Annotated in this window: 18 protein-coding genes; 9 read left to right on the top strand and 9 right to left on the bottom strand. The window is 64.9% G+C overall.

Translation table 11 applies throughout. From position 1 onward, the window contains the following. Both PSV40_RS18435 and PSV40_RS18430 read left to right on the top strand, forming a co-directional pair. Nucleotides 1–585, top strand: a 585-nt coding sequence (locus PSV40_RS18435; RefSeq protein ID WP_300540491.1) for a hypothetical protein, incomplete at its 5' end; no start/stop codon positions are given. Nucleotides 586–926: 341 nt separating this feature from the next. Continuing rightward, nucleotides 927–1364: an OsmC family peroxiredoxin gene (locus PSV40_RS18430; protein ID WP_300540489.1), complete on the top strand. Its 438-nt coding sequence runs from the start codon at nucleotides 927–929 to the stop codon at nucleotides 1362–1364. 139 nt (nucleotides 1365–1503) lie between these two features. Here the strand turns inward: PSV40_RS18430 and PSV40_RS18425 are convergent, their stop codons facing one another. From PSV40_RS18425 to dsbD, 4 genes are read right to left on the bottom strand one after another with little or no spacing between them, the layout of a single operon-like run. Further along, the gene (locus PSV40_RS18425) at nucleotides 1504–2025 is read right to left on the bottom strand and encodes a hypothetical protein (RefSeq protein ID WP_300540487.1); all 522 of its coding nucleotides are present in this window, start codon (nucleotides 2023–2025) and stop codon (nucleotides 1504–1506) included. Between the two features lie 20 nt (nucleotides 2026–2045). Further along, nucleotides 2046–2813, bottom strand: coding sequence for a thiol:disulfide interchange protein DsbG (dsbG, locus tag PSV40_RS18420; protein ID WP_300540486.1), 768 nt, complete (start codon nucleotides 2811–2813; stop codon nucleotides 2046–2048). A 6-nt stretch (nucleotides 2814–2819) separates the two neighbouring features. Then, nucleotides 2820–3656, bottom strand: coding sequence for a TlpA disulfide reductase family protein (locus tag PSV40_RS18415; protein ID WP_300540485.1), 837 nt, complete (start codon nucleotides 3654–3656; stop codon nucleotides 2820–2822). Nucleotides 3657–3658: 2 nt separating this feature from the next. Continuing rightward, on the bottom strand, nucleotides 3659–5494 hold the full coding sequence (dsbD, locus tag PSV40_RS18410) for a protein-disulfide reductase DsbD (RefSeq protein WP_300540483.1): 1836 nt from the start codon (nucleotides 5492–5494) through the stop codon (nucleotides 3659–3661). A gap of 79 nt (nucleotides 5495–5573) precedes the next feature. On the opposite strand from dsbD, the gene PSV40_RS18405 reads away from it, so the two are divergent. Both PSV40_RS18405 and PSV40_RS18400 read left to right on the top strand, forming a co-directional pair. Further along, nucleotides 5574–6239 (top strand): response regulator, encoded by a 666-nt coding sequence (locus PSV40_RS18405; protein ID WP_300540481.1) that lies wholly within the window; start codon nucleotides 5574–5576, stop codon nucleotides 6237–6239. Beyond that, a complete protein-coding gene (locus PSV40_RS18400) occupies nucleotides 6236–7606 on the top strand; it encodes an ATP-binding protein (RefSeq protein ID WP_300540479.1) in 1371 nt (456 codons plus the stop codon). Before PSV40_RS18405 ends, PSV40_RS18400 begins: the two co-directional genes overlap by 4 nt. A 6-nt stretch (nucleotides 7607–7612) precedes the next feature. On the opposite strand, the gene PSV40_RS18395 is transcribed toward PSV40_RS18400, so the two are convergent. Next, on the bottom strand, nucleotides 7613–8293 hold the full coding sequence (locus tag PSV40_RS18395) for a DsbA family oxidoreductase (protein WP_300540477.1): 681 nt from the start codon (nucleotides 8291–8293) through the stop codon (nucleotides 7613–7615). Between the two features lie 167 nt (nucleotides 8294–8460). On the opposite strand from PSV40_RS18395, the gene PSV40_RS18390 reads away from it, so the two are divergent. The 4 genes from PSV40_RS18390 to PSV40_RS18375 all read left to right on the top strand — a co-directional run bounded on the left by PSV40_RS18390 (nucleotide 8461) and on the right by PSV40_RS18375 (nucleotide 11696). Further along, complete coding sequence (locus PSV40_RS18390) at nucleotides 8461–8709, top strand: DUF1272 domain-containing protein (protein WP_300540476.1); 249 nt, start codon at nucleotides 8461–8463, stop codon at nucleotides 8707–8709. A 257-nt stretch (nucleotides 8710–8966) separates the two neighbouring features. Then, complete coding sequence (locus PSV40_RS18385) at nucleotides 8967–9683, top strand: alpha/beta family hydrolase (RefSeq protein ID WP_300540474.1); 717 nt, start codon at nucleotides 8967–8969, stop codon at nucleotides 9681–9683. Beyond that, nucleotides 9658–10320, top strand: coding sequence for a phosphoribosyltransferase (locus PSV40_RS18380; protein WP_300540472.1), 663 nt, complete (start codon nucleotides 9658–9660; stop codon nucleotides 10318–10320). Before PSV40_RS18385 ends, PSV40_RS18380 begins: the two co-directional genes overlap by 26 nt. Before the next feature lie 20 nt (nucleotides 10321–10340). Then, nucleotides 10341–11696: an erythromycin esterase family protein gene (locus tag PSV40_RS18375; RefSeq protein WP_300540470.1), complete on the top strand. Its 1356-nt coding sequence runs from the start codon at nucleotides 10341–10343 to the stop codon at nucleotides 11694–11696. A gap of 17 nt (nucleotides 11697–11713) precedes the next feature. Here the strand turns inward: PSV40_RS18375 and PSV40_RS18370 are convergent, their stop codons facing one another. The 3 genes from PSV40_RS18370 to imuA are packed head-to-tail and all read right to left on the bottom strand — an operon-like array spanning nucleotide 11714 to nucleotide 17203. Further along, a complete protein-coding gene (locus tag PSV40_RS18370) occupies nucleotides 11714–14950 on the bottom strand; it encodes an error-prone DNA polymerase (protein ID WP_300540468.1) in 3237 nt (1078 codons plus the stop codon). A 20-nt stretch (nucleotides 14951–14970) separates the two neighbouring features. Next, nucleotides 14971–16389: a DNA polymerase Y family protein gene (locus PSV40_RS18365; RefSeq protein WP_300540467.1), complete on the bottom strand. Its 1419-nt coding sequence runs from the start codon at nucleotides 16387–16389 to the stop codon at nucleotides 14971–14973. Further along, nucleotides 16349–17203: a translesion DNA synthesis-associated protein ImuA gene (imuA, locus tag PSV40_RS18360; RefSeq protein ID WP_300540465.1), complete on the bottom strand. Its 855-nt coding sequence runs from the start codon at nucleotides 17201–17203 to the stop codon at nucleotides 16349–16351. Before imuA ends, PSV40_RS18365 begins: the two co-directional genes overlap by 41 nt. 99 nt (nucleotides 17204–17302) lie before the next feature. Here imuA and PSV40_RS18355 point away from each other — a divergent pair, with 99 nt between their 5' ends. Continuing rightward, nucleotides 17303–17719: a hypothetical protein gene (locus PSV40_RS18355; RefSeq protein ID WP_300540463.1), complete on the top strand. Its 417-nt coding sequence runs from the start codon at nucleotides 17303–17305 to the stop codon at nucleotides 17717–17719. A 9-nt stretch (nucleotides 17720–17728) separates the two neighbouring features. On the opposite strand, the gene PSV40_RS18350 is transcribed toward PSV40_RS18355, so the two are convergent. Next, nucleotides 17729–18250: a disulfide bond formation protein B gene (locus PSV40_RS18350; protein WP_300540462.1), complete on the bottom strand. Its 522-nt coding sequence runs from the start codon at nucleotides 18248–18250 to the stop codon at nucleotides 17729–17731. Nucleotides 18251–18535: the final 285 nt, after the last annotated feature.

Genomic DNA, 18535 nt, shown 5'->3' with positions numbered 1-18535 from the left:
AATGGCGGCAACGAGAGTTTACATATGTTTCGTTATTTATGTGTCAATGTACTAGTGTGGATTGTGTTGGCTGCCGTGGTTCTCCCGCCCAAAGGCGCAGAGCCGTGGTTTTCTCACTTTTCGAGTTCGTGGGAATGGCTTCAAGCGTTTCAAATAGCGTTTCAATTTTTTGCCGCTTTCAACGCGATCGGAGCGATTGTTAAAGCCAATTTCGCTCTAAAGAAAATTGGTGAGTGGCATGGCGGGCAGTTTGTCTATCATCAGCCGCGGCATCTATGGACAGGTGTCGTTACTGACAAGGACAATGAACTAACTCACGTTTTCAAAGTTGATGATATTGAGCTTGGGGCACTCATAAGCATTCGTATCTATCCCGAAAATCCCAAGGCTGTAAAAGCCCAAGTTGTTTGGCCGCGAGGGAAAAATCTCATGGATTGGCGGGGCGTCACACCTGACGTAAGAACGGGTATCGCTTTGCCCGATGACCGAAAGCTTGGAGTCCGAACCAATGCCATAGAAAATGCTTCGCCATCTACCGTTCGGATTTTTGCATCGTCTTGGACGATTAAGGGAAAACATGTCTGATGTAAAAACCATTACCCTTGATCAACTGGATCGCTTGGGTGTTGATGCCCACAACAAGTTGTACTGGGACGGAAAACCGTTGGTCACCGAAGAGCGCATAGTTTTGGCTCGTTGGGTAAATGTGGCAGTTTTCGCTGGGAGCGTGTCAACTCTGGTAGTTGCAATTGTTGAAGTGTTGAGATTTATAGGATTAGGGGTTCGATAGAGCCTCCCGCGTAGGAGAAGGCCAGCGTCCGCTGGCGATGATGTCTCACGCCCTGCCCGCGTCCGGCTCGGCAGAGTGAACCGGTGGCCACGCGCGGCGTGGCCCGCCATTCAACACATCATCCAAAGGACACACCATGACCGAAAAAACCGCCAGCGTTCACTGGGAAGGCCAGGGCAAACAAGGCCAGGGCCAGATCAGCACCGAAACCGACGCGCTGAAAGACTATCCCTACGGCTTTGGCAGCCGCTTCGGGGACGACCGCACCGGCACCAACCCCGAAGAGCTGCTGGGCGCGGCGCATGCGGCCTGTTTCACCATGGCTTTTTCATTCGCCTGCGACAAGGCCGGGTTTGCCACGGAGCAGGTGGACACGACGGCCAAGGTCAGTCTGATTCCTGACGGCGATGGCTTCCTGATCGACCACATTGCGCTGACGCTGGAAGCAAAAGTTCCGGGCATAGCCTCAGGTCAGTTTCAGCAGATTGCAGAAGCGGCCAAACGCGACTGCCCGCTGTCCAAGGCGCTGGCCCGCGTGGCCCTGATCACATTGGCAGCCACGCTCAAGACGTAATCGACGTTTAGCCTGCAGCAGCGATCTGGCGCAGAGCTGCTCGAACACTTCGGGAGGCTGGTCGCCGGCGTGCACGCGCCAATCATCTCGCGGTTGCGCCGGGAGCACACGTGCGTCGACGTGCCCCCTGCTGACGGGGTCAGGCCTGAAGACTGACCCACCCCGACGATTTTGAAAAGGACGCGACAAAACGCGTTGCAGTCAGCGCGATGGAAACCCCAAAAATGACGTGAATGACCAGGCTCGGATACATCACGGAGACGCCCAGGACCCAAGGGGTTGAATCTCCAAAAATCAGTGGCAGCGCCAGGGAGTTGAGGATGACATAGTAGCCAAGGCCGTAGATGGCGCCCACGGCCCATGCGGGAAGTCTGTTTTTCAACAGAACGAGAAGCACGAGCAAGGGCGCTGCCGACAGCCAGCCGATCACGAAGTGTTCGATGAACATCAACAATCGAAATGTCATCTCGGAATAGTTGGTGAAAAACACTTCGAGCAGCTTTTTCCCGTAGTGTCCAACGCGCAGCCCAAGAAGCTGGAATACGAAGCCGAAAGGAATCATCGCGATCGATGCAATGGTGCCGGATCGAACCGACTCCCTGGCAAGTCCCTGGAGCAGGCTCTTTCGGTCCGGCATGTCTGTCATCCCTTGCATCACCATGATTGATTCCTTGATCAGGCTCAGCGCGGCCCGAGGACGCGACTGAGCATCTCTGCCGATGGGGCGCCCTGCACGGTCTTCAGGTTGCCATCGGTGTCCTTGTAAAGTGTCGTTGGCGTGGCGGAAAAGCCCAGTTGCTGCATCAATGCCTGGTTGGCGTCGAGTTGCGTGCGAACTGCTGGCGGAATTTGATCCAGGGGCGTCACGCCGCCGCTGCGATGTTGCTGTTCATGCTGCGTCAGCGCGGCCTGCGGGTCCTTGGCGGACAGGAGGGCTGCAGCTTTTCCCGGGCTGTTAGGGCGGAGGATACCCACCATGACATGGCGCAGTTGAACCTTGCCGGCAGTCACCCAAGGCCTGGCCTCGCTCCAGAACTTGTTGCAGTAGGGGCAGTTGGGGTCGGTGAAGGTGTAAACGATGCGCGGGGCATTTTTTGCGCCATCGGCAATCCAGGTGCTGCCCTCCAGCTGCTTCCAGATTTTCGCGGTCAGGGGTTTGGTCACCAGCCGGTTCAGCGGTTCCTGGCTCAGGTCAACGCCTTTTGCATCGATCATGGTGCCGAAGATCGCCTGTTTGCCGTCGGCGGTCAGGTAGATGGCCAGCGGCTGTTGCTCGACCATGGCGGCATAACCGGTCAGTCCGCCGGGCGCGTCGAATGTTCCGATCACCTCCACGCCTTTTGCTTCGAGCGCCTTGACCGGTGCGGGCCAGTCTTTGGCCTGTGCGCCCACAGCCATGCCAAGCATGCCCAGAAAAATTGCAGATTGAACATATGGTTTTTTGATCATGGGAATCTATTCCTTGGTTGAGAGAGGGGTACGCGTGCGCAATGGGTTTAACTTGCTGGCCAGGGAGGCGGCCGACAGTTCACCCAGGTGGGTATCTGCCAGTTGTCCGCCGGCATCGTAAAAAAGCGTGGTCGGCAATCCGGTGGAACCGACTGCGCGGCCCAGTTCGGCGCCGGGGTCGAGCACCACATTGGCCAGATTCAGCGCGCTGGCGCTCAGGTAACGCAGGGCGGTCGCCGCGTCTTCGCTCTGGTTGGCGAAGACAAAAGTAACCCCGGTTTCCCGCTGCTGTGCCTCGGCGAGGACGGGCATTTCGCGGCGGCAGGGGGGGCACCAACTGGCCCAGAGGTTGACCACCATGGGCTTGCCCCTGGCGAGCGCAGCGAGGTCTGTCGGCTCGCCCGCAAGCGTTGTCAACGCCACGGTTGGAAGAGCCGGTCGGGGGGCGTTGTCGAAGGTGCCGAGCACGCCCGACATCGCCGCCCAGGCCAGCGCACCGGCGCTCAGGCCCAGGGCCAGCGGTTTGCGCAGCGCCTCGTGGCGCCAGCCGTGCCAGATCGCCAGCAGCAAGGCCGCCGTCAGACCGGCCCACGGTGAAAAGCCGCCGTCGCGAATGTCCAGGATGGACCACGGTGATTCCCGGTACAGCTCAAACCATGTCGCGACGAAGGCGATGCGCGCGACCAGCAGTCCGGCCCACACCATGTCGGACAGGACATTGACGATGCCCGCTTTCCGGCGCCGCCCTGCCAGGTGGCCGACCCCGGCCGCCACCACCAGGGACACCAGCACGAGCAGATGGCTGACCTGCAGGGAGATGGGGCCCAATTGGACGTTGAGCATGCTCAGCCTCCCTGCTTCGCACGCGCCAGGCGGGCAAGAAATTCGTCGGCATCGAGTTCGCCGATGATGCGCTCCGCACGGCGTTCCCTGCCATCGGGACCGATCAGCAACATGGTCGGTGGTCCAAGCGCCTGATGGGCGCGCATCAGGGCCTGATCGTCCGGGTTGTTGGCTGTGACGTCGGGGCGCAGCAATTGCATGCCGGCCAAAGCCTGTTGTACCCGCGGCTCGGCGAAGACCGTGCGTTCGATCACATGGCAGGACACGCACCAGTCGGCGTAAAAATCCACCAGCGTCCACTGCCCGCGCTGTCCGGCCTCGGCGATACGGGCTTCGAGCGCCTGCTGTGTCTTGACCGGCCGGAACCGGGCCATGAAGTCATTGCCGGGCGCCGCCTGCGCGGGCGTGATGCCTCTTGCCGGGAAGGCCAGCGGCTGCAGGGGATTCTGGGAGCCGCCGGCCGCGCCGACCACCATCGCGCCACCCCACAGGCCAAGCATCAGCGCCAGGTAGCGAGATATCAAACGTCCGCGTCCCAGGCCGAGCTTGCGGCCAAGCGCCAGCAAACTCAGTGCGATGGCCAGCAGCCAGGCCCCCCACAAGCCCAATGTCAGCGCCGCAGGCAATACCCGCGCTACAAACATGATGGCCGTGCCCAGCAGGACAAAGCCGAACAGCGCCTTGACCCGGTCCATCCAGTGGCCGGGACGCGGCAGCAGCCGCGCGCCCAGGGTACCCACCAGCAGCAGCGGCACGCCCATGCCCAGCCCCATGGCGAACAGGACCAGGGCGCCGGTCACGACATCGCCGGTATTGCCGATATAAAGCAGCGCGCCAGCCAGGGGCGCCGTCATGCAGGGGCCAACCAGCAGCGCTGACAGCACGCCCATGGTGGCGGCGCCCGCCACCGTGCCGCCGCGCCGGCCCTGGCTGGCGTTGTTCAGGCGGTTGCGCAGCACAGCGGGCAATTGCAGTTCATAAAATCCGAACATGGCCAGTGCCAGCACGACAAACACCAGACCGAAGGTGCCGAGCATCCAGGGGTTCTGCAACACGGCCTGCAAATTGGCGCCCGCCAGCGCCGCCATCGCGCCGACGCCGGCGTAAGTCAACGCCATCGGCAGCACAAAGGCCAGCGACAGGACAAAACCACGCCGGGGACTCGCACCGCTGCCTGCGATCAGGCTGGAGAGAATCGGCACCATCGGCAGCACGCAGGGCGTGAACGTCATCAATAGGCCCAAGCCGAAGAACACGACCAGCATCCAGCCCCTATGAACGCGCGACAGGCGTTCGGCCAGATCCTGGTCTTCGCCTAATGCTCCTAATGCTCCTAATGCGCCTGGGGGCACCGGACTCTGGCGGGTCGCGGCCACGCCGGCTGGTACGGCAAGTGTTGCCGCGACATCCGCCAGATCGACACGCCGGGTTTGCGGCGGGTAGCAAAGACCCGCATCGGCGCAGCCCTGCCAGCCGATGGTCAGCGCCCGGGCATCACCCGCCTCGACCAGGGCCTTGACCTGGTCGTGATAAACCTCGCTGTTGCCGTAGGTTTCATCGGTCTTGGGCGTGCCGGCAGGCCACAGGACCTGTAACGCACCATTCGCGGGGTCTGCGTCGACCTTCATTTGCTGGCGATAAAGGTAGTAGCCCTTGCCGATGTCCCAGTTCAGGCGCACCTGGCCGTCGCCATCCCGGCTGACGTTCAGGCGAAAAGCCTGATCCACCGGCAGGAATTCCTGCCCGGCATGCGCCGGCAGAGCCCACAACACGGGCACCATCACGATCAAATACAACAAACGCAGCATGAATGCCTTCACATCAAATGAAGCGCTCATCTTTGCGTGCCCGGATTAAGGCTGCGTTAACGCAGGGATAATTAAAGGCCCGGATACTCTCTGGCATGGAGGACAGGCCATGCGCGTGTTGCTGATTGAAGATGATGAACTGATTGCCCACGGCATCCTGGCGGGTCTGCGTGCGCACGGCTTGACGGTCGATGGTGTGCGCACTTCGGCACAGGCCGAGGCCGCCTTGTCGGTGGTGCATTGTGACGTGGTGATCCTCGATCTCGGGCTACCCGACGAGGACGGCATGCGCCTGCTGCAGCGCTTGCGGGCCAATGGCATGGCGCTGCCCGTTCTCATCCTGACAGCGCGCGACGCCGTCGAAGACCGCGTGGCCGGGCTGCGCGCCGGCGCGGACGACTATCTCCTCAAGCCTTTCGACCTCAACGAGCTGGTGGCCCGCCTGCAAGCCTTGCTGCGCCGCGCCGCCGGACGCAGCGTGGATGTCATCGAGCACGGTCCGCTGCGCCTTGATCCGGCCAGCGGTGAAGTTTCCCTGCACGGACGCGCCATCGCTTTGTCACGGCGCGAGCTGGCACTGCTGGCCGCCCTGCTGCATGCGGGTGGACGCATCCTGAGCCCCGACCAGCTGAAAGACAGTTTGTACGATTTCAGTGAAGAGATCGAAAGCAACGCCCTCAATGTGCATATCCATCATCTGCGGCGCAAGCTGGGGGCCGATGTGATCGAAACGGTGCGTGGCGTGGGTTACCGGTTCAGTGCGGGGAAAACATGACGCTCAGGCTGCGCTTGTTGCTGATGATCGGCATCTCGATGATTCTGCTGTGGGGCGGGGTCGCGCTCTGGATGCTGCACGGCCTGGACAAGGAAATGCACCGCACCCTGGACCAGCGGCTTGCCATGTCGGCGCACATGGTGGCCGGGCTGATGTCGCAAAACCCTGCCGCCTGGGATGGCCGCACCGGAAAAGCGGGCGCATCAACGTTGAGCCTGCCAGCGGCGGCAAAAGGCCTGGCATGCCAGGTATCGCTGCGTGGCGAAGTGATCGCGCGTACACCGGGCGCCGTGCCCGAGGCGATGGCGACTGCCGCGTCGGCCCTTGGCTTTTTCGACCGCGAAATCAGGGGCGAACACTGGCGCAGCTACACCCTGGAATCACACGGTTTGCGGGTCACCACGTCCGATCGCCTGAACGAGCGGGATACGCTGCTGGGCAATGTGATGCTTGCGGCGGCAGTGCCCTTTGTTGTCGCCCTGGTGGGCAGCCTGGTGGTACTGTGGTTCGGCGTGGGAAGCGGTTTGCTGCCGCTGGAGCGCCTGCGGCAGGCGCTGGCCAGCCGCACGGCGGAGACATTGACACCGATTCCAGACAAACCCATGTCGCGCGACTTGCTGCCGCTGGTCAATACCCTGAACCATCTGTTGGGGAGAATGAGCGAGACCATCAGCCGCGAACGCCGCTTCACCAGCGATGCCGCGCATGAGTTGCGCACGCCGCTCACCGCGATCAAGACCCATCTTCAGGTCGCGCGGATTACCCACGGCAAGGACACCGAAGAGGCCATGGATTACGCTGAAGAAGGCGTGGCGCGGCTTCAGCGCACGCTATCCCAACTGCTGACGCTGTCGCAAGTGGAAGGCGCTTTTTCCTGGAATGACGGGCGCGTCGCAGAGGCCCACGAAGTAGCCCGCCTCGCGATGCGCGACGCAGCACCCGATGCGCCGGAGCGGATCGCGCTGGACAGTGACGGCAACCGCGCCGAACTGGCGCTGCCCCAGGCGCTGGCAGTCACCGCACTGCGCAACCTGCTTGACAACGCCTTGCGCCACTCCCCTGCCGCCAACAGCGTCAGGCTGGAGATACGCCACTCGCCGGAAACGGTCAGCTTTCACGTATTCGATCGCGGGCCTGGACTCAGCGACGACGAACTGGCGCTGGCGACGCAACGCTTCTGGCGGCGCGGATCAGGCCGAGGCAGCGGTCTGGGCCTGTCTGTCGTTGCCGCCATTGCCGAGCGCTTTGATGGCTCGTTTGAACTGCGGCGGCGCCCTGACGGCGGACTGGAGGCCCAACTGACGCTTCCGGGCATTCAACCCACATCGGCCAAACAGGCCCCGCTGTTTGAAAAGCCTGCGAACTGATGCGCTTCAGCCACCCGCCGCAATCTGCCGCAAGGCCTGCTCGAACACCTCGGCCGGCTGGCCGCCGGAGATCAGGTGTTTGTCGTTGATGATGACGGCCGGCACCGAATGGATGCCCTGCTGCAGGTAAAACTGCTCGCGCTCACGCACAGCGTCGGCGTACTCGCCCGAGGCCAGAATGGCCTTCGCACGCGTGATGTCCAGGCCGACCTCGCCGGCCACCCGGGCCAGCACCTCATGTGAGCCCGGGCTCTCGCCGTCGGTGAAATAGGCCTTGAACAAGGCTTCCTTGAGCGCCAGTTGGCGCCCCTTTCCTTCTCCTTCTCCTTCTTCTTCTTCGGCCCAGTGCAGCAGGCGATGGGCGTCAAAGGTGTTGTAGATGCGGCTGCGTTTGTCCATGCTGAAGGTGAAACCCACGTCCTGCCCACGGGCCCGGATCATCTCGCGGTTGCGCTGAGACTGTTCGGGCGTGGATCCGTATTTTTCAGCCAGGTGTTCACCGATGTCCTGGCCTTCGGCCGGCATCTGCGGGTTCAGCTCGAAAGGCTGGAAATGCAGCTCGGCCCGGACTTCGCCGGCGACCCGGCCCAGCGCGTCTTCGAGCGACTTGAGGCCGATCACGCACCAGGGGCAGGACACGTCTGAGACGAAGTCGATTTTCATGGGGGTCGGTGCCGGGGTGGTCATGCGTGGGTCCTTGTCAGAGGGGAGGGAAATCAGGACCCATGGTAGTGGCTATCGAGCAACCCCGCAGGCCGCCGGGCCGATGGGCGGACACCCTTCTGGGGGGAAATGCCCGAAAATGCGCAGCAGGGGGCAACGCCCTTCCCACCCGCTTTTGAACAGGACACACCATGCTCCAACTCCGCCCCAACTGCGAGTGCTGCAACAAGGACCTGCCCAACGAGTCCCCCGACGCCCGCATCTGCACCTTCGAGTGCACCTTCTGCAGCGATTGCGCCACCAGCAAGCTCCAGGGCATCTGCCCCAACTGCGGCGGCGAACTGGTAGCCCGGCCACGCCGACCGTCTGACAAACTGGCCCGCTACCCGGCATCGACCGAACGCGTCTTCAAGCCCGCTGGCTGCCTGGCCACGGGGTAAACAACACCCCCGCCTTTCCTCTGTTTCCTTTGTTATGTCGGCGCGCGCTCAGATTCCCCGCGTTGCGAACGCAGTACCGCCGCGCAACCAGCTCCTGATTTCATAGCTGCTTGCGCCCGTCCTGATTGGGCTGGTGCCTGTTTTTGCTCCAGATCAAGGACCCGGCACAGCGGGGCCGTCTGACCGTCAAATAGGACTTGTCTGATGGCAGGCCGCGTCGCACAGGACTATGGTGGACTTCTCAAACGGAGATGTCCATGAACCGTCCCACCTCTGCCCCGACGAGCCGCGAAGTCCGCATTCCCTGCGGCGAAGCTTGGCTGTATGGCGACCTGGTCCTGCCAGCCGGGGCCAAAGGCCTGGTGGTGTTTGCTCACGGCAGCGGCAGCGGCCGGCACAGCGCCCGCAACCGGCAGGTGGCGCAGAAACTCCAGCAGGCGGGCATTGCCACCCTGCTGTTCGACCTGCTCACCGTGCAGGAAGAACAGGTCGACACCCACACCCGCGAACACCGTTTCGACATCGCCCTGCTGACCGGGCGCATGCAGGAGGTCACCGAGTGGGTGGCCGCCCAGCCGGACCTGAAACACGCCCCCATCGGCTACTTCGGCGCCAGCACCGGCAGCGCGGCGGCGCTGATTGCCGCGGCCCGGCTAGGCAAACGCATTGCGGCCGTGGTCTCGCGCGGCGGCCGCCCCGACCTGGCCGGCCCGGTGGCGCTGGCGGCGGTCACCGCGCCCACGCTGCTGATCGTGGGCGGCGACGACGAGGAAGTGATTGCGCTCAACGAGCAGGCCTACGCCCATTTGCACTGCGAAAAGCGGCTGGCGATTGTGCCGGGCGCCACCCACCTGTTCGAGGAACGCGGCACGCTGGAGCAGGTGGCCGAACTGGCGGCCGACTGGTTCAGCGCCTTCCTTGCTCCGGTGAAAACCATGGGGGTTCATCATGAGAGACACACGCCTTCCCTATGAGGACCGCCGCGAGGCGGGCCGCGTGCTGGCGGACGCGCTGGCGCACTACCGCGGCCGCCCCCACCTGCTGGTGCTGGCCCTGCCGCGTGGCGGTGTGCCCGTGGCTTACGAGGTGGCGCGCGCCCTGAAGGCACCGCTGGACGTGTTTGTGGTGCGCAAGCTCGGTTTTCCGGGCCACGAGGAATACGCCATGGGGGCGATTGCCAGCGGCGGCGTGCGCGTGATGAACCCGATGCCGGGCATGCACGTTACGCCCGAAGAGGTGGCCGCCGCGGTGGCGCGCGAACAGCCCGAGTTGCAGCGGCGCGAGCGGCTCTACCGCGGCCAGAGCCCGGCGCCCGATCTGCACGGCCGCACGGTGATCGTCGTTGACGACGGGCTGGCCACCGGCGCAACCATGCACGCCGCGCTGCTGGGCATCCGCCAGCAGCAGCCGGCGCACCTGGTGATGGCCGTGCCGGTGGGCGCCGCGGACAGCTGCCAGGCGCTGCAGGGTGTGGCCGATGAAGTGGTCTGCGTTGCCACGCCCGAGCCGTTTCGCGCCGTCGGGCTGTGGTACCGGCAGTTTCCGCAGACCAGCGATGATGAGGTGCGCACGCTGCTTGAAGACGCCCGCGTGCACGCGCCTTCCCCCTGACACCCCACGAGGACCCGGCCATGACCGCGCAGCATGCCCCCACACGTACCGACACGGCCCTGCTCGAGGGCCTGCGGCAACACCTGCACCCCCTGACCGGCAGCGCGCACGACCACGACAGCTTGCTGCAGCTGTTCGGCCCGGCGCGTTTTGTGCTGCTCGGCGAAGCCTCCCACGGCACGCGCGAGTTCTACCAGGAGCGGGTCAACATCACGAAGCGCCTGATCATCGAAAAAGGCTTCACCGCCATCGCGGTGGAGGCCGACTGGCCCGACGCCTGGCGCGTCAACCGTTATGTGCGCGGCCTGTCCGACGACCGCCATGCCGGCGACGCCCTGTCGGGGTTTGAACGTTTTCCCGCCTGGATGTGGCGCAACACCGTGGTGCGTGATTTTGTGGAGTGGCTGCGCGAGTACAACGCCGGGCGCAGCGCCCCCAGCCAGGTCGGCTTTTACGGCATGGACCTGTACAGCCTGTTCACGTCCATCCAGGAAGTGCTGGCCTACCTGGACCGCACCGACCCGCCGGCGGCAGAACGGGCGCGTGACCGGTATGCCTGTTTCGACCACGCGGCCGAAGACAGCCAGGCTTACGGTTACGCCGCCAGTTTCGGCCTGGCGCCCAGCTGCGAAGACGAGGTGGTGCAGCAGCTGCGCGCCATGACCCGCCGCTTCGGCCAGTTGCCGCCCACGCCCGGGCTGGAACGCGACGAGATGTTTTACGTCCAGCAGAACGCGCGCCTGGTGCGCAACGCCGAGGAGTATTACCGCACCATGTTCCGCGGCCGCGTGTCATCCTGGAATCTGCGCGACAGCCACATGGAAGAAACGCTGCAGGCGCTGGACCGCCACCTGGGCGCCGGCGGCGTGCCGCCGCGCATGGCCGTGTGGGCGCACAACTCGCACCTCGGCGATGCAGCAGCCACTGAAATGGGCGACCGCGGGGAATGGAACCTGGGCCAGCTCGTGCGCGACCGCCATGACGGCGACGCGGTGCTGGTGGGCTTCAGCACCCACCACGGCTCGGTGACGGCCGCATCGAACTGGGACGAACCGCCGCAGCACAAGCGGGTGCGCGCCGGCCTGCCCGGCAGCTGGGAGGCGCTGCTCCACCAGACCGGGACCAGCCGTTTCTGGCTGAACCTGCGCGACAACGCCGCACTCGGTGAACTCGCGCAGCCGCAGCGGCTGCAGCGCGCCATCGGCGTGATCTACCGGCCCGACACCGAACGCCAGAGCCACTACTTTCACACCCACCTGAGCCAGCAGTTCGATGCGCTGATCCACATCGACGAAACCCATGCGCTGGAACCGCTGGACCGGGGCCCGGTGTGGCACACCGGCGAGGCGCCCGAGACGTTTCCGTCGGGCATGTAAGGTTTTTTAGCCTTTCTTTAATGAAAGTCGCGGCTGGAGGTTCCCAGCCGCCCGAGCAGCGGCGTCAGGTCTTCGAGCCGGTGCGCCACCAGGTTGCGCACGGCGCCGTACCCTTCCCGGGTGTCGCTTTCCTCGCTGCGCTGCCAGACGCCGTACACCGCCAGCAGGCGCGCATGCAGCACCTCATGGCGCTGGGTGTCGCGCAGTGATTTCCAGACAATCACGTTGACCGGGCCGGTTTCGTCTTCCAGCGTCACGAAGATGGTGCCCTTGGCGGTTTGCGGCTGCTGGCGCACCGTGACGATGCCGCAGGCCGCCACCTCGCGGCCATTGGGCAGCGCATTGAGCTCCCCGGCGCTCAGCAGGCCGCGACCGGCCAGCCGCGGCCGCAGCAAGGCCAGCGGATGGCGGCGCAGCGTGAGGCCGGTGGACTGGTAGTCGAACAGGATGTTTTCGCCCTCGGGCGTCTCCGGCAAAACCAGGGGTGTTTCATGCGTGGGCACGGCCTTGAGCAAGGCGGGCGCGGGCCGGATGGCCGAGGCTTCCCAGACCTGCTGGCGCCGGTGGCCGGCCAGGGGCCGCAGCGCATCGGCGGCGGCCAGCGCGTTGATCTCGCGCGTGCCGAGCTGCGCACGCGAGACCAGGTCTTCGGTCGAGGTGAAAGGCGCTTGCGCGCGGGCTTGCGTGATGCGCAGCGCCGCCGCTTCAGCCAGGCCCGCCACCAGGCGCAGGCCCAGGCGCACGGCGGGTTGGCTTGGGTGGATGCCGGGGTATGGGGGCACGGGCCCTTCGACAGGCTCAGGGCGAACGGTTTCAGGCTCAAGGCGAACGGAAGGTTCTTCCAGCGTGCAATCCCACGCGCTGCAGGTCACATCCACCGCGCGCACGTCCACCCCGTGCCGGCGCGCGTCCTGCACCAGCTGTGACGGCGCATAAAACCCCATGGGCTGGGAGTTGAGCAGGGCCGCCAGGAAACACACCGGCTCGTGGCACTTGAGCCAGCAGCTCACATAGACCAGCTTGGCAAAACTGGCGGCATGGCTTTCGGGAAAGCCGTACTCGCCAAAGCCGCGGATCTGGCTGAAGATGTTTTCCGAAAAAGTGGCGTCATAGCCGCGCGCCGTCATGGCGTTGACCAGGCGGTCGTGAAAACGCTCGACCCCGCCCTTGCGTTTCCAGGCCGCCATGGAGCGGCGCAAATCGTCGGCCTCGTCGGCGGTGAATTTGGCCGCGATCATGGCGATCTGCATCACCTGTTCCTGGAAAATCGGCACGCCCAGGGTGCGGCCCAGTGCGTCCTTGAGTTCCGGGTAGGGGTAGGCAATTTCCCCGCCCTGGCGCACGGCCTCGCGGTTGCGCAGGTAGGGGTGCACCATGCCGCCCTGGATGGGCCCGGGCCGCACGATGGCCACTTCCACCACCAGGTCGTAGTAGTTGCGCGGCTGCAGGCGTGGCAGCATGGACATCTGGGCGCGGCTTTCGATCTGGAACACGCCCACCGTGTCGGCCGCGCAGATCATGTCGTAGGTCGGCTTGTCATCGCCGGCGATCTGGTGCATCTGCAGCCGGCCGCCGCGCAGCTGGTCCACCAGGTGCAGGCAGCGGCGAATGGCCGAGAGCATGCCGAGCGCCAGCACATCGACCTTGAGCAGGCCCATGGCGTCGAGGTCGTCCTTGTCCCACTGGATGATGCGGCGCGCTTCCATGGACGCCGGCTGCACCGGCACCAGGCGGGTCAGCTTGCCCTGGGTCAGCACAAAACCGCCCACGTGCTGGCTCAGGTGGCGCGGAAAACCGATCAGCTGCACCGACAGGTCCAGCCACTGCAGCAACGGCCCGGGGTCCTGCTGCAGGCCGGCTTCGGCCAGTTTTTTCTCCAGCGCCTCGCTGCCGTCAAACCAGAAATGCTCTTTGGCCAGTTGCTCGACCAGTTCGGGCGCCACGCCCAGCGCCTTGCCCACGTCGCGGATGGCGCTGCGCGGCCGGTAGCTGATCACGGTGGCGGCAATCGCGGCGCGGTCGTGGCCGTATTTGGCGTAGATGTACTGGATGACTTCCTCGCGCCGCTGGTGTTCGAAGTCCACGTCGATGTCGGGCGGCTCGCGCCGTTCGCGGCTGATGAAACGCTCGAACAGCAGCTGGCTCTCGGCCGGATTCACGGCCGTCACGCCGAGGCAAAAACAGACGGCCGAGTTGGCGGCCGAGCCGCGCCCCTGGCACAGGATGTCCTGCTGCCGGGCAAAACGCACGATGTCGTGCACGGTGATGAAGTACATCTCGTAGCCGAGTTCCTCGATCAGGGCCAGCTCGTAATCAATCTGGGTCTGGATCTTTTCCGGCACGCCACCGGGGTAACGCTCACGTGCGCCCCCGGCGGTCAGCCGGCGCAGGCACTGGGCCGGCGTTTCCGCCTCCGGCACCATGTCATTGCGCGGATAGCGGTACATGCCGCGGATTTCATCCAGGCTGAAGCTGCAGCGCGCCGCCACCGCCAGCGTGGCGCGCAGCAAGTCGGGCGGGTAGAGGTCGGCCAGGCGCATGCGCGGGCGCAAATGCGCCTCGGCATTGGCCTGCAGGGCAAAGCCGCATTCATGCACCGTCTTGCCCAGACGGATGGCGGTCATCACGTCGTGCAGCGGCTTGCGCGAACGCACATGCATGCACACCCCGCCGGCCGCCACCAGGCGGATGCCGGTGCGCCGCGCCACCGTTTGCAGCTGCTGCAGGCGCAGCGCGTCGTCCAGGCCTTGCAGCAGCTCGACAGCCAGCCAGGCCTGCACACCAAACAGGCCTGCAGCCCAGGCGGCATGCACGCCAAGCGCTTCGGTATAGATAGCATCCGGCAAAGGCACCAGCAGCACTTCGCAATCGGCCAGCAGCGAAAAATCGCTGTCACCCAGCGCCACGCGGTAGCTGCCTTTGTCCAGAACGTCACCCGCTTGTTTGGCCGCAGTGATGAACTCGCACAGGTTGCCCCAGCCAGCCGCGTTGTGCGGCAGCACCACCAGCCGGAACGGAGGACTGGCCTGCACAAAAAATTCGGCCCCGGGCAGCAGCTTGAGCCCGTGTTTTTTGGCCGCCACATGGGCACGCACCACGCCGGCCACCGAACACTCGTCGGTAATGGCCAGCGCGCGGTAACCCAGACCAGCGGCCCGCTCAACCAGCTCCTCGGCATGCGAGGCGCCGCGCTGGAAGCTGAAATTGCTCAGTGCATGCAGCTCGGCATAGTCGGGAAGCGGTCCGCTGAACATAACAATTCCAATCCAGCGACTCAGGCAAAAAACCCGTGCAGGTACCAGGCGCGCCGCTGCGTGTGTGCCGGTTGCGGCACCGGCAAACGCTCGCTGAAAATCCACAGCAGGCCGGCCTGCTGGCTGCGGTAGATGAAGTAGTCGCGGATCGCCGCGGGCTTGCTGCGCACGCCGGCCGCTTCACCGGTCATCAGCCAGCCGCTGGCCTCCAGCCGCTGCGGGCCGGCCAGCCGCAGCAACGGCCCCTGGTACACCGGGCTGTCGCCCACCGCCGCCAGCCGAAGCGGTTCGGGCAGCAGCCAGGTCGGGTAGAGGGCGTCGACTCTGGCCTCCCTCTCCTCCACTTTCTTCAAGCCTTTTTGGCCTCTGGCCCTTGTCTGGCGGGCGCCACCAGCTATTAATTGAATAGCACCCTGGGCACTCACCCAACGCTGCATCTGCTCGGGCCGGTGGTCGGCGCAGGGCTGCCAGGCCTGCACCTGCGCTGGCCCCAGGCGGGCGCTCAGGCGTTCGATCAGTTCCACCGCGCTGTCGCCCTGCTGGCGCGCCTCCAGCAGCAGGCTGGTGGTGGCGGCGGCGTCCACCAGTGGCTCGGTCACCAGCGAGCGCAGGCTCAAGGAATGCACCGGCGCCGGCAGCTGTTGCTGCGCAAGGTGCTCGGCGATCAGGCGCGTGACGTGGCGCAGGTCCTGCCCGGGCTGGGCGGTGCGGACTTCCATCTCGCCGGTGGGCGCCACGTCGCGGCGCTTGTCCAGGTGCCAGGTGAGCTTGAGCGCGCAGATGCCGCTCTGGCGCCCCAGCAGCCAGGCGTGCAGGCTGGCCAGCAGGCGTTCGGCCCCGGCCATCAGTGCCGGGCCGTGTGTGACCAGCGCGTTGAGCTCGATCTTTTCCTCAAAGTGTTCGGGCAGCACCAACCAGTCGTGGTTGTCGGGCAGACTGCCGCGCGCGCGGTCCAGCGCTTCCAGCAGTTCCGCGCCGAAGCGCCGGGCCACGCCGTCGCGCGGCAGGCGCAGCAGGTCGTCCCAAGTGCGGCAGCCGATGCGCTCGAGCACACCCAGGTGCGGGCGCGCCGCAGTGAGGGTGTGCATGGGCAGGTCGGCCACCCGCGTACGGCCCTGCCCCGGCTTTCCGGCCGCATGGCGCAGGCGCCCCAGTGCTATCAAGGATGTAGCGCCTTGCGCCCGCTGCACAATGGCTGCAGCACGATTTGACTCAAAAAACAAGGCGATCCGCTGTTCCAGCAGCTGCATCAGCCGCGCCAGCCCGCCAAACAGGCGCAGGCTGCCGGTGACGTCCAGCAGCACGGCCTCGTCCACCAGCGCCACGCGCGGCGTGAAGCCCAGCGCCAGGCTGGCCACGGTGCGCTGCAGCGCGGCCTCGTCCAGCAGCGGCCCCGGCTCAGTGGTGATGGCTATTTGCAATGCGATCCAGCAGTGCATGGGCATCCTCCCCGGGTACCAAAGCCACACGCGCCTGGGCCGGCTGCAGCCGGGGCAGCAGGACACCGGCTTCCTCGCGGCGGCGGCGCACGCGTTCGCGGCTGGCCGCCAGCAAGGCCGACAGGCGCGCCGGCCGCGTGGCCAGCAGCAGCGGCGCGGCCAGCGGCGGGCCGCGCCGCTTGAGCACATGCACCCGCAGGTTGCCCTCTTCGGCCGCCGCACCTTCGAGCAGCAGGCGCAGCGGCGCAGGCGAAGACTCGAGCTGCGCGCGCAGCGGCCGGAACACAAACAGCAGCTGGCTGTGCGCATGCGCGGCCATCTGCAGGCGGCGCAAATGGGCACTGCGCGCATCAGGCAGCCAGGCCAGCACGGCGGCCACGTCGGCACACTGCAGGGCTTCGCGGGTGGCCCACAACAGCGCCGGCCCCTGGCTGTGCACACAGAGCACGCGCTGCATGTTGAGCTGGCGCGCGCCCAGCGCCGGGCCAAACGGCAGCCAGGGCGCACCCACCAGCACCACCAGTTTGGCGGGCGCCGCGGCCTGCACGGCGGCCAGTGCCGGCAGCAGCAAACCCCACTCGTGCAGGCCGGCCTGCGGCTGCAGCATTTCCACCAGCGCGCCCTGCGGCCAGCCGCCGCCGGGCAACACCTGGTTCAGCGGCGCATACCCGGTGTCCAGCGCCGGCAGGCTGTGGCTGCCCAGCTCGGCGGCGCGCCAGACATCGGCGTGTTGCGCCAGGCCGGCGGGCATCGCGTCCAGCGACCGGCCCGGAGGCAAAGGCGATGCGGGCGTGACGGAAGAAAGTGGGAGCATGAAAAAGGCATGAGATACTGTTTATATGTACAGTATTACACCTTTTCCGGCCTCAGGGGAGAATCGTTTCTTTTGGACTTTCTTTTGGAATACCGCACGATGAAGGATTCACTGCGGCGGGCCTGTAGCCTGGCTGTGCTTTTGCTGGTCATGGGCTGCTCGAAAGAGCCCGACCCCGTCGACCTGGCCGACACACCCACGCCCTACCCCGCCAACGTGAAGCCGGGTTTCATCAACAAGGTGTGGGAAGTCAGCCTGTCCACCGGGGTCGCGCCCGGCACGCTGTACGCGTTTTTGTCGGACGGCACGCTGGTGGTCACCTCGCCCAACAGCAAGGCCGCCTTCGGTGCCTGGACCTACAAAAGCGGCAAGCTCACGATGATCGAGCAATCGCAGGAGTACCAAACCGACATCCTGACCTTGAACCACGACGAGTTGCGGCTCAAAAGCCACCACCCGGGCGGCAGCATTGAAATAGTGCTGGTGCCGGCGCGGGTGGCGCCGCTGCCGCCCTGAACGCCCCGCTCAGCGGCGCGCGGCTTGCGCCCTGCGGCCCTGAACCACCAGCAGGGCCAGCATCAGCAACGCAATGCCGGCAAAACAGAGAAACGACCAGTTGGCGATCGACAGGCCCAGAAAAGTCCAGTCGATCTTGGTGCAGTCCCCGCTGCCCTTGAAGATCATCGGGATCACGCGCTGCAGCGGAAAGGTCTCGATCATTCCGTAAAAGTCGCGCCCGCACGAAGCAACTTCAGGCGGGTACCACTGCAGGAAACTCTGGCGCGCGGCGACAAAAGCACCGAACCCGGCCACCAGCAGCGTCACCGCCGAACCCGTCATGAGCAGCCCTTTGCCGCGTGCGAAAGCCGTGACACCCGTCACCACCGCCACCAGCACCAGCGCATACCGCTGCACGATACACATGGGACAAGGCTCCAGGCCGACGACATGCTGCAGGTACAGGCCAAACGCCAGCATGGCGACACAGACGGCAGACACCAGGGCCAGCACACGGCGCGGCGCGGTTTCGAAATAGCTCAACAACATCAGGGTCCTTTTTTCTTCAATGTATGGATTGTCCGATGGTTCGTGAGCTTAGGGGGAGAATAAGTTCCTCAAGTTCAAAGAATACATCGGCTCGTATTCGCCGCCAGCTTCTGAAATCAACTGTCAATCCTAGGTTTATAGATTTCTCAGAGAAAAAGCCGTTAAATCGATAGCTAATGAATCCTCTCTACAACCAAGCATTGACGAATATGGAGCACACAGTTCACGTCCTTGGGGGGTGTCTGAATTTCTGTGTGTGAGGCGAGATTGCCTGCCCGAGGTTTG

Source organism: Polaromonas sp. (assembly GCF_029945925.1).
GTDB lineage: Bacteria > Pseudomonadota > Gammaproteobacteria > Burkholderiales > Burkholderiaceae_C > Polaromonas.
Note: the sequence above shows the minus strand (reverse complement) of the source record. Positions and strands in the feature narration are given on the sequence as shown.

Excerpts from the sequence above, each read along its gene's own strand:
- PSV40_RS18430 (WP_300540489.1), top strand. The coding sequence starts at position 927 with ATGACCGAAAAAACCGCCAGCGTTCACTGGGAAGGCCAGGGCAAACAA.
- PSV40_RS18400 (WP_300540479.1), top strand. The coding sequence starts at position 6,236 with ATGACGCTCAGGCTGCGCTTGTTGCTGATGATCGGCATCTCGATGATT.
- PSV40_RS18365 (WP_300540467.1), bottom strand. The coding sequence starts at position 16,389 with ATGCACTGCTGGATCGCATTGCAAATAGCCATCACCACTGAGCCGGGG.
- PSV40_RS18350 (WP_300540462.1), bottom strand. The coding sequence starts at position 18,250 with ATGTTGTTGAGCTATTTCGAAACCGCGCCGCGCCGTGTGCTGGCCCTG.
- PSV40_RS18380 (WP_300540472.1), top strand. The coding sequence starts at position 9,658 with ATGAGAGACACACGCCTTCCCTATGAGGACCGCCGCGAGGCGGGCCGC.
- PSV40_RS18385 (WP_300540474.1), top strand. The coding sequence starts at position 8,967 with ATGAACCGTCCCACCTCTGCCCCGACGAGCCGCGAAGTCCGCATTCCC.
- PSV40_RS18355 (WP_300540463.1), top strand. The coding sequence starts at position 17,303 with ATGAAGGATTCACTGCGGCGGGCCTGTAGCCTGGCTGTGCTTTTGCTG.
- PSV40_RS18370 (WP_300540468.1), bottom strand. The coding sequence starts at position 14,950 with ATGTTCAGCGGACCGCTTCCCGACTATGCCGAGCTGCATGCACTGAGC.
- PSV40_RS18395 (WP_300540477.1), bottom strand. The coding sequence starts at position 8,293 with ATGACCACCCCGGCACCGACCCCCATGAAAATCGACTTCGTCTCAGAC.
- PSV40_RS18375 (WP_300540470.1), top strand. The coding sequence starts at position 10,341 with ATGACCGCGCAGCATGCCCCCACACGTACCGACACGGCCCTGCTCGAG.
- dsbD (WP_300540483.1), bottom strand. The coding sequence starts at position 5,494 with ATGAGCGCTTCATTTGATGTGAAGGCATTCATGCTGCGTTTGTTGTAT.
- imuA (WP_300540465.1), bottom strand. The coding sequence starts at position 17,203 with ATGCTCCCACTTTCTTCCGTCACGCCCGCATCGCCTTTGCCTCCGGGC.
- PSV40_RS18405 (WP_300540481.1), top strand. The coding sequence starts at position 5,574 with ATGCGCGTGTTGCTGATTGAAGATGATGAACTGATTGCCCACGGCATC.
- PSV40_RS18425 (WP_300540487.1), bottom strand. The coding sequence starts at position 2,025 with ATGGTGATGCAAGGGATGACAGACATGCCGGACCGAAAGAGCCTGCTC.
- dsbG (WP_300540486.1), bottom strand. The coding sequence starts at position 2,813 with ATGATCAAAAAACCATATGTTCAATCTGCAATTTTTCTGGGCATGCTT.
- PSV40_RS18390 (WP_300540476.1), top strand. The coding sequence starts at position 8,461 with ATGCTCCAACTCCGCCCCAACTGCGAGTGCTGCAACAAGGACCTGCCC.
- PSV40_RS18415 (WP_300540485.1), bottom strand. The coding sequence starts at position 3,656 with ATGCTCAACGTCCAATTGGGCCCCATCTCCCTGCAGGTCAGCCATCTG.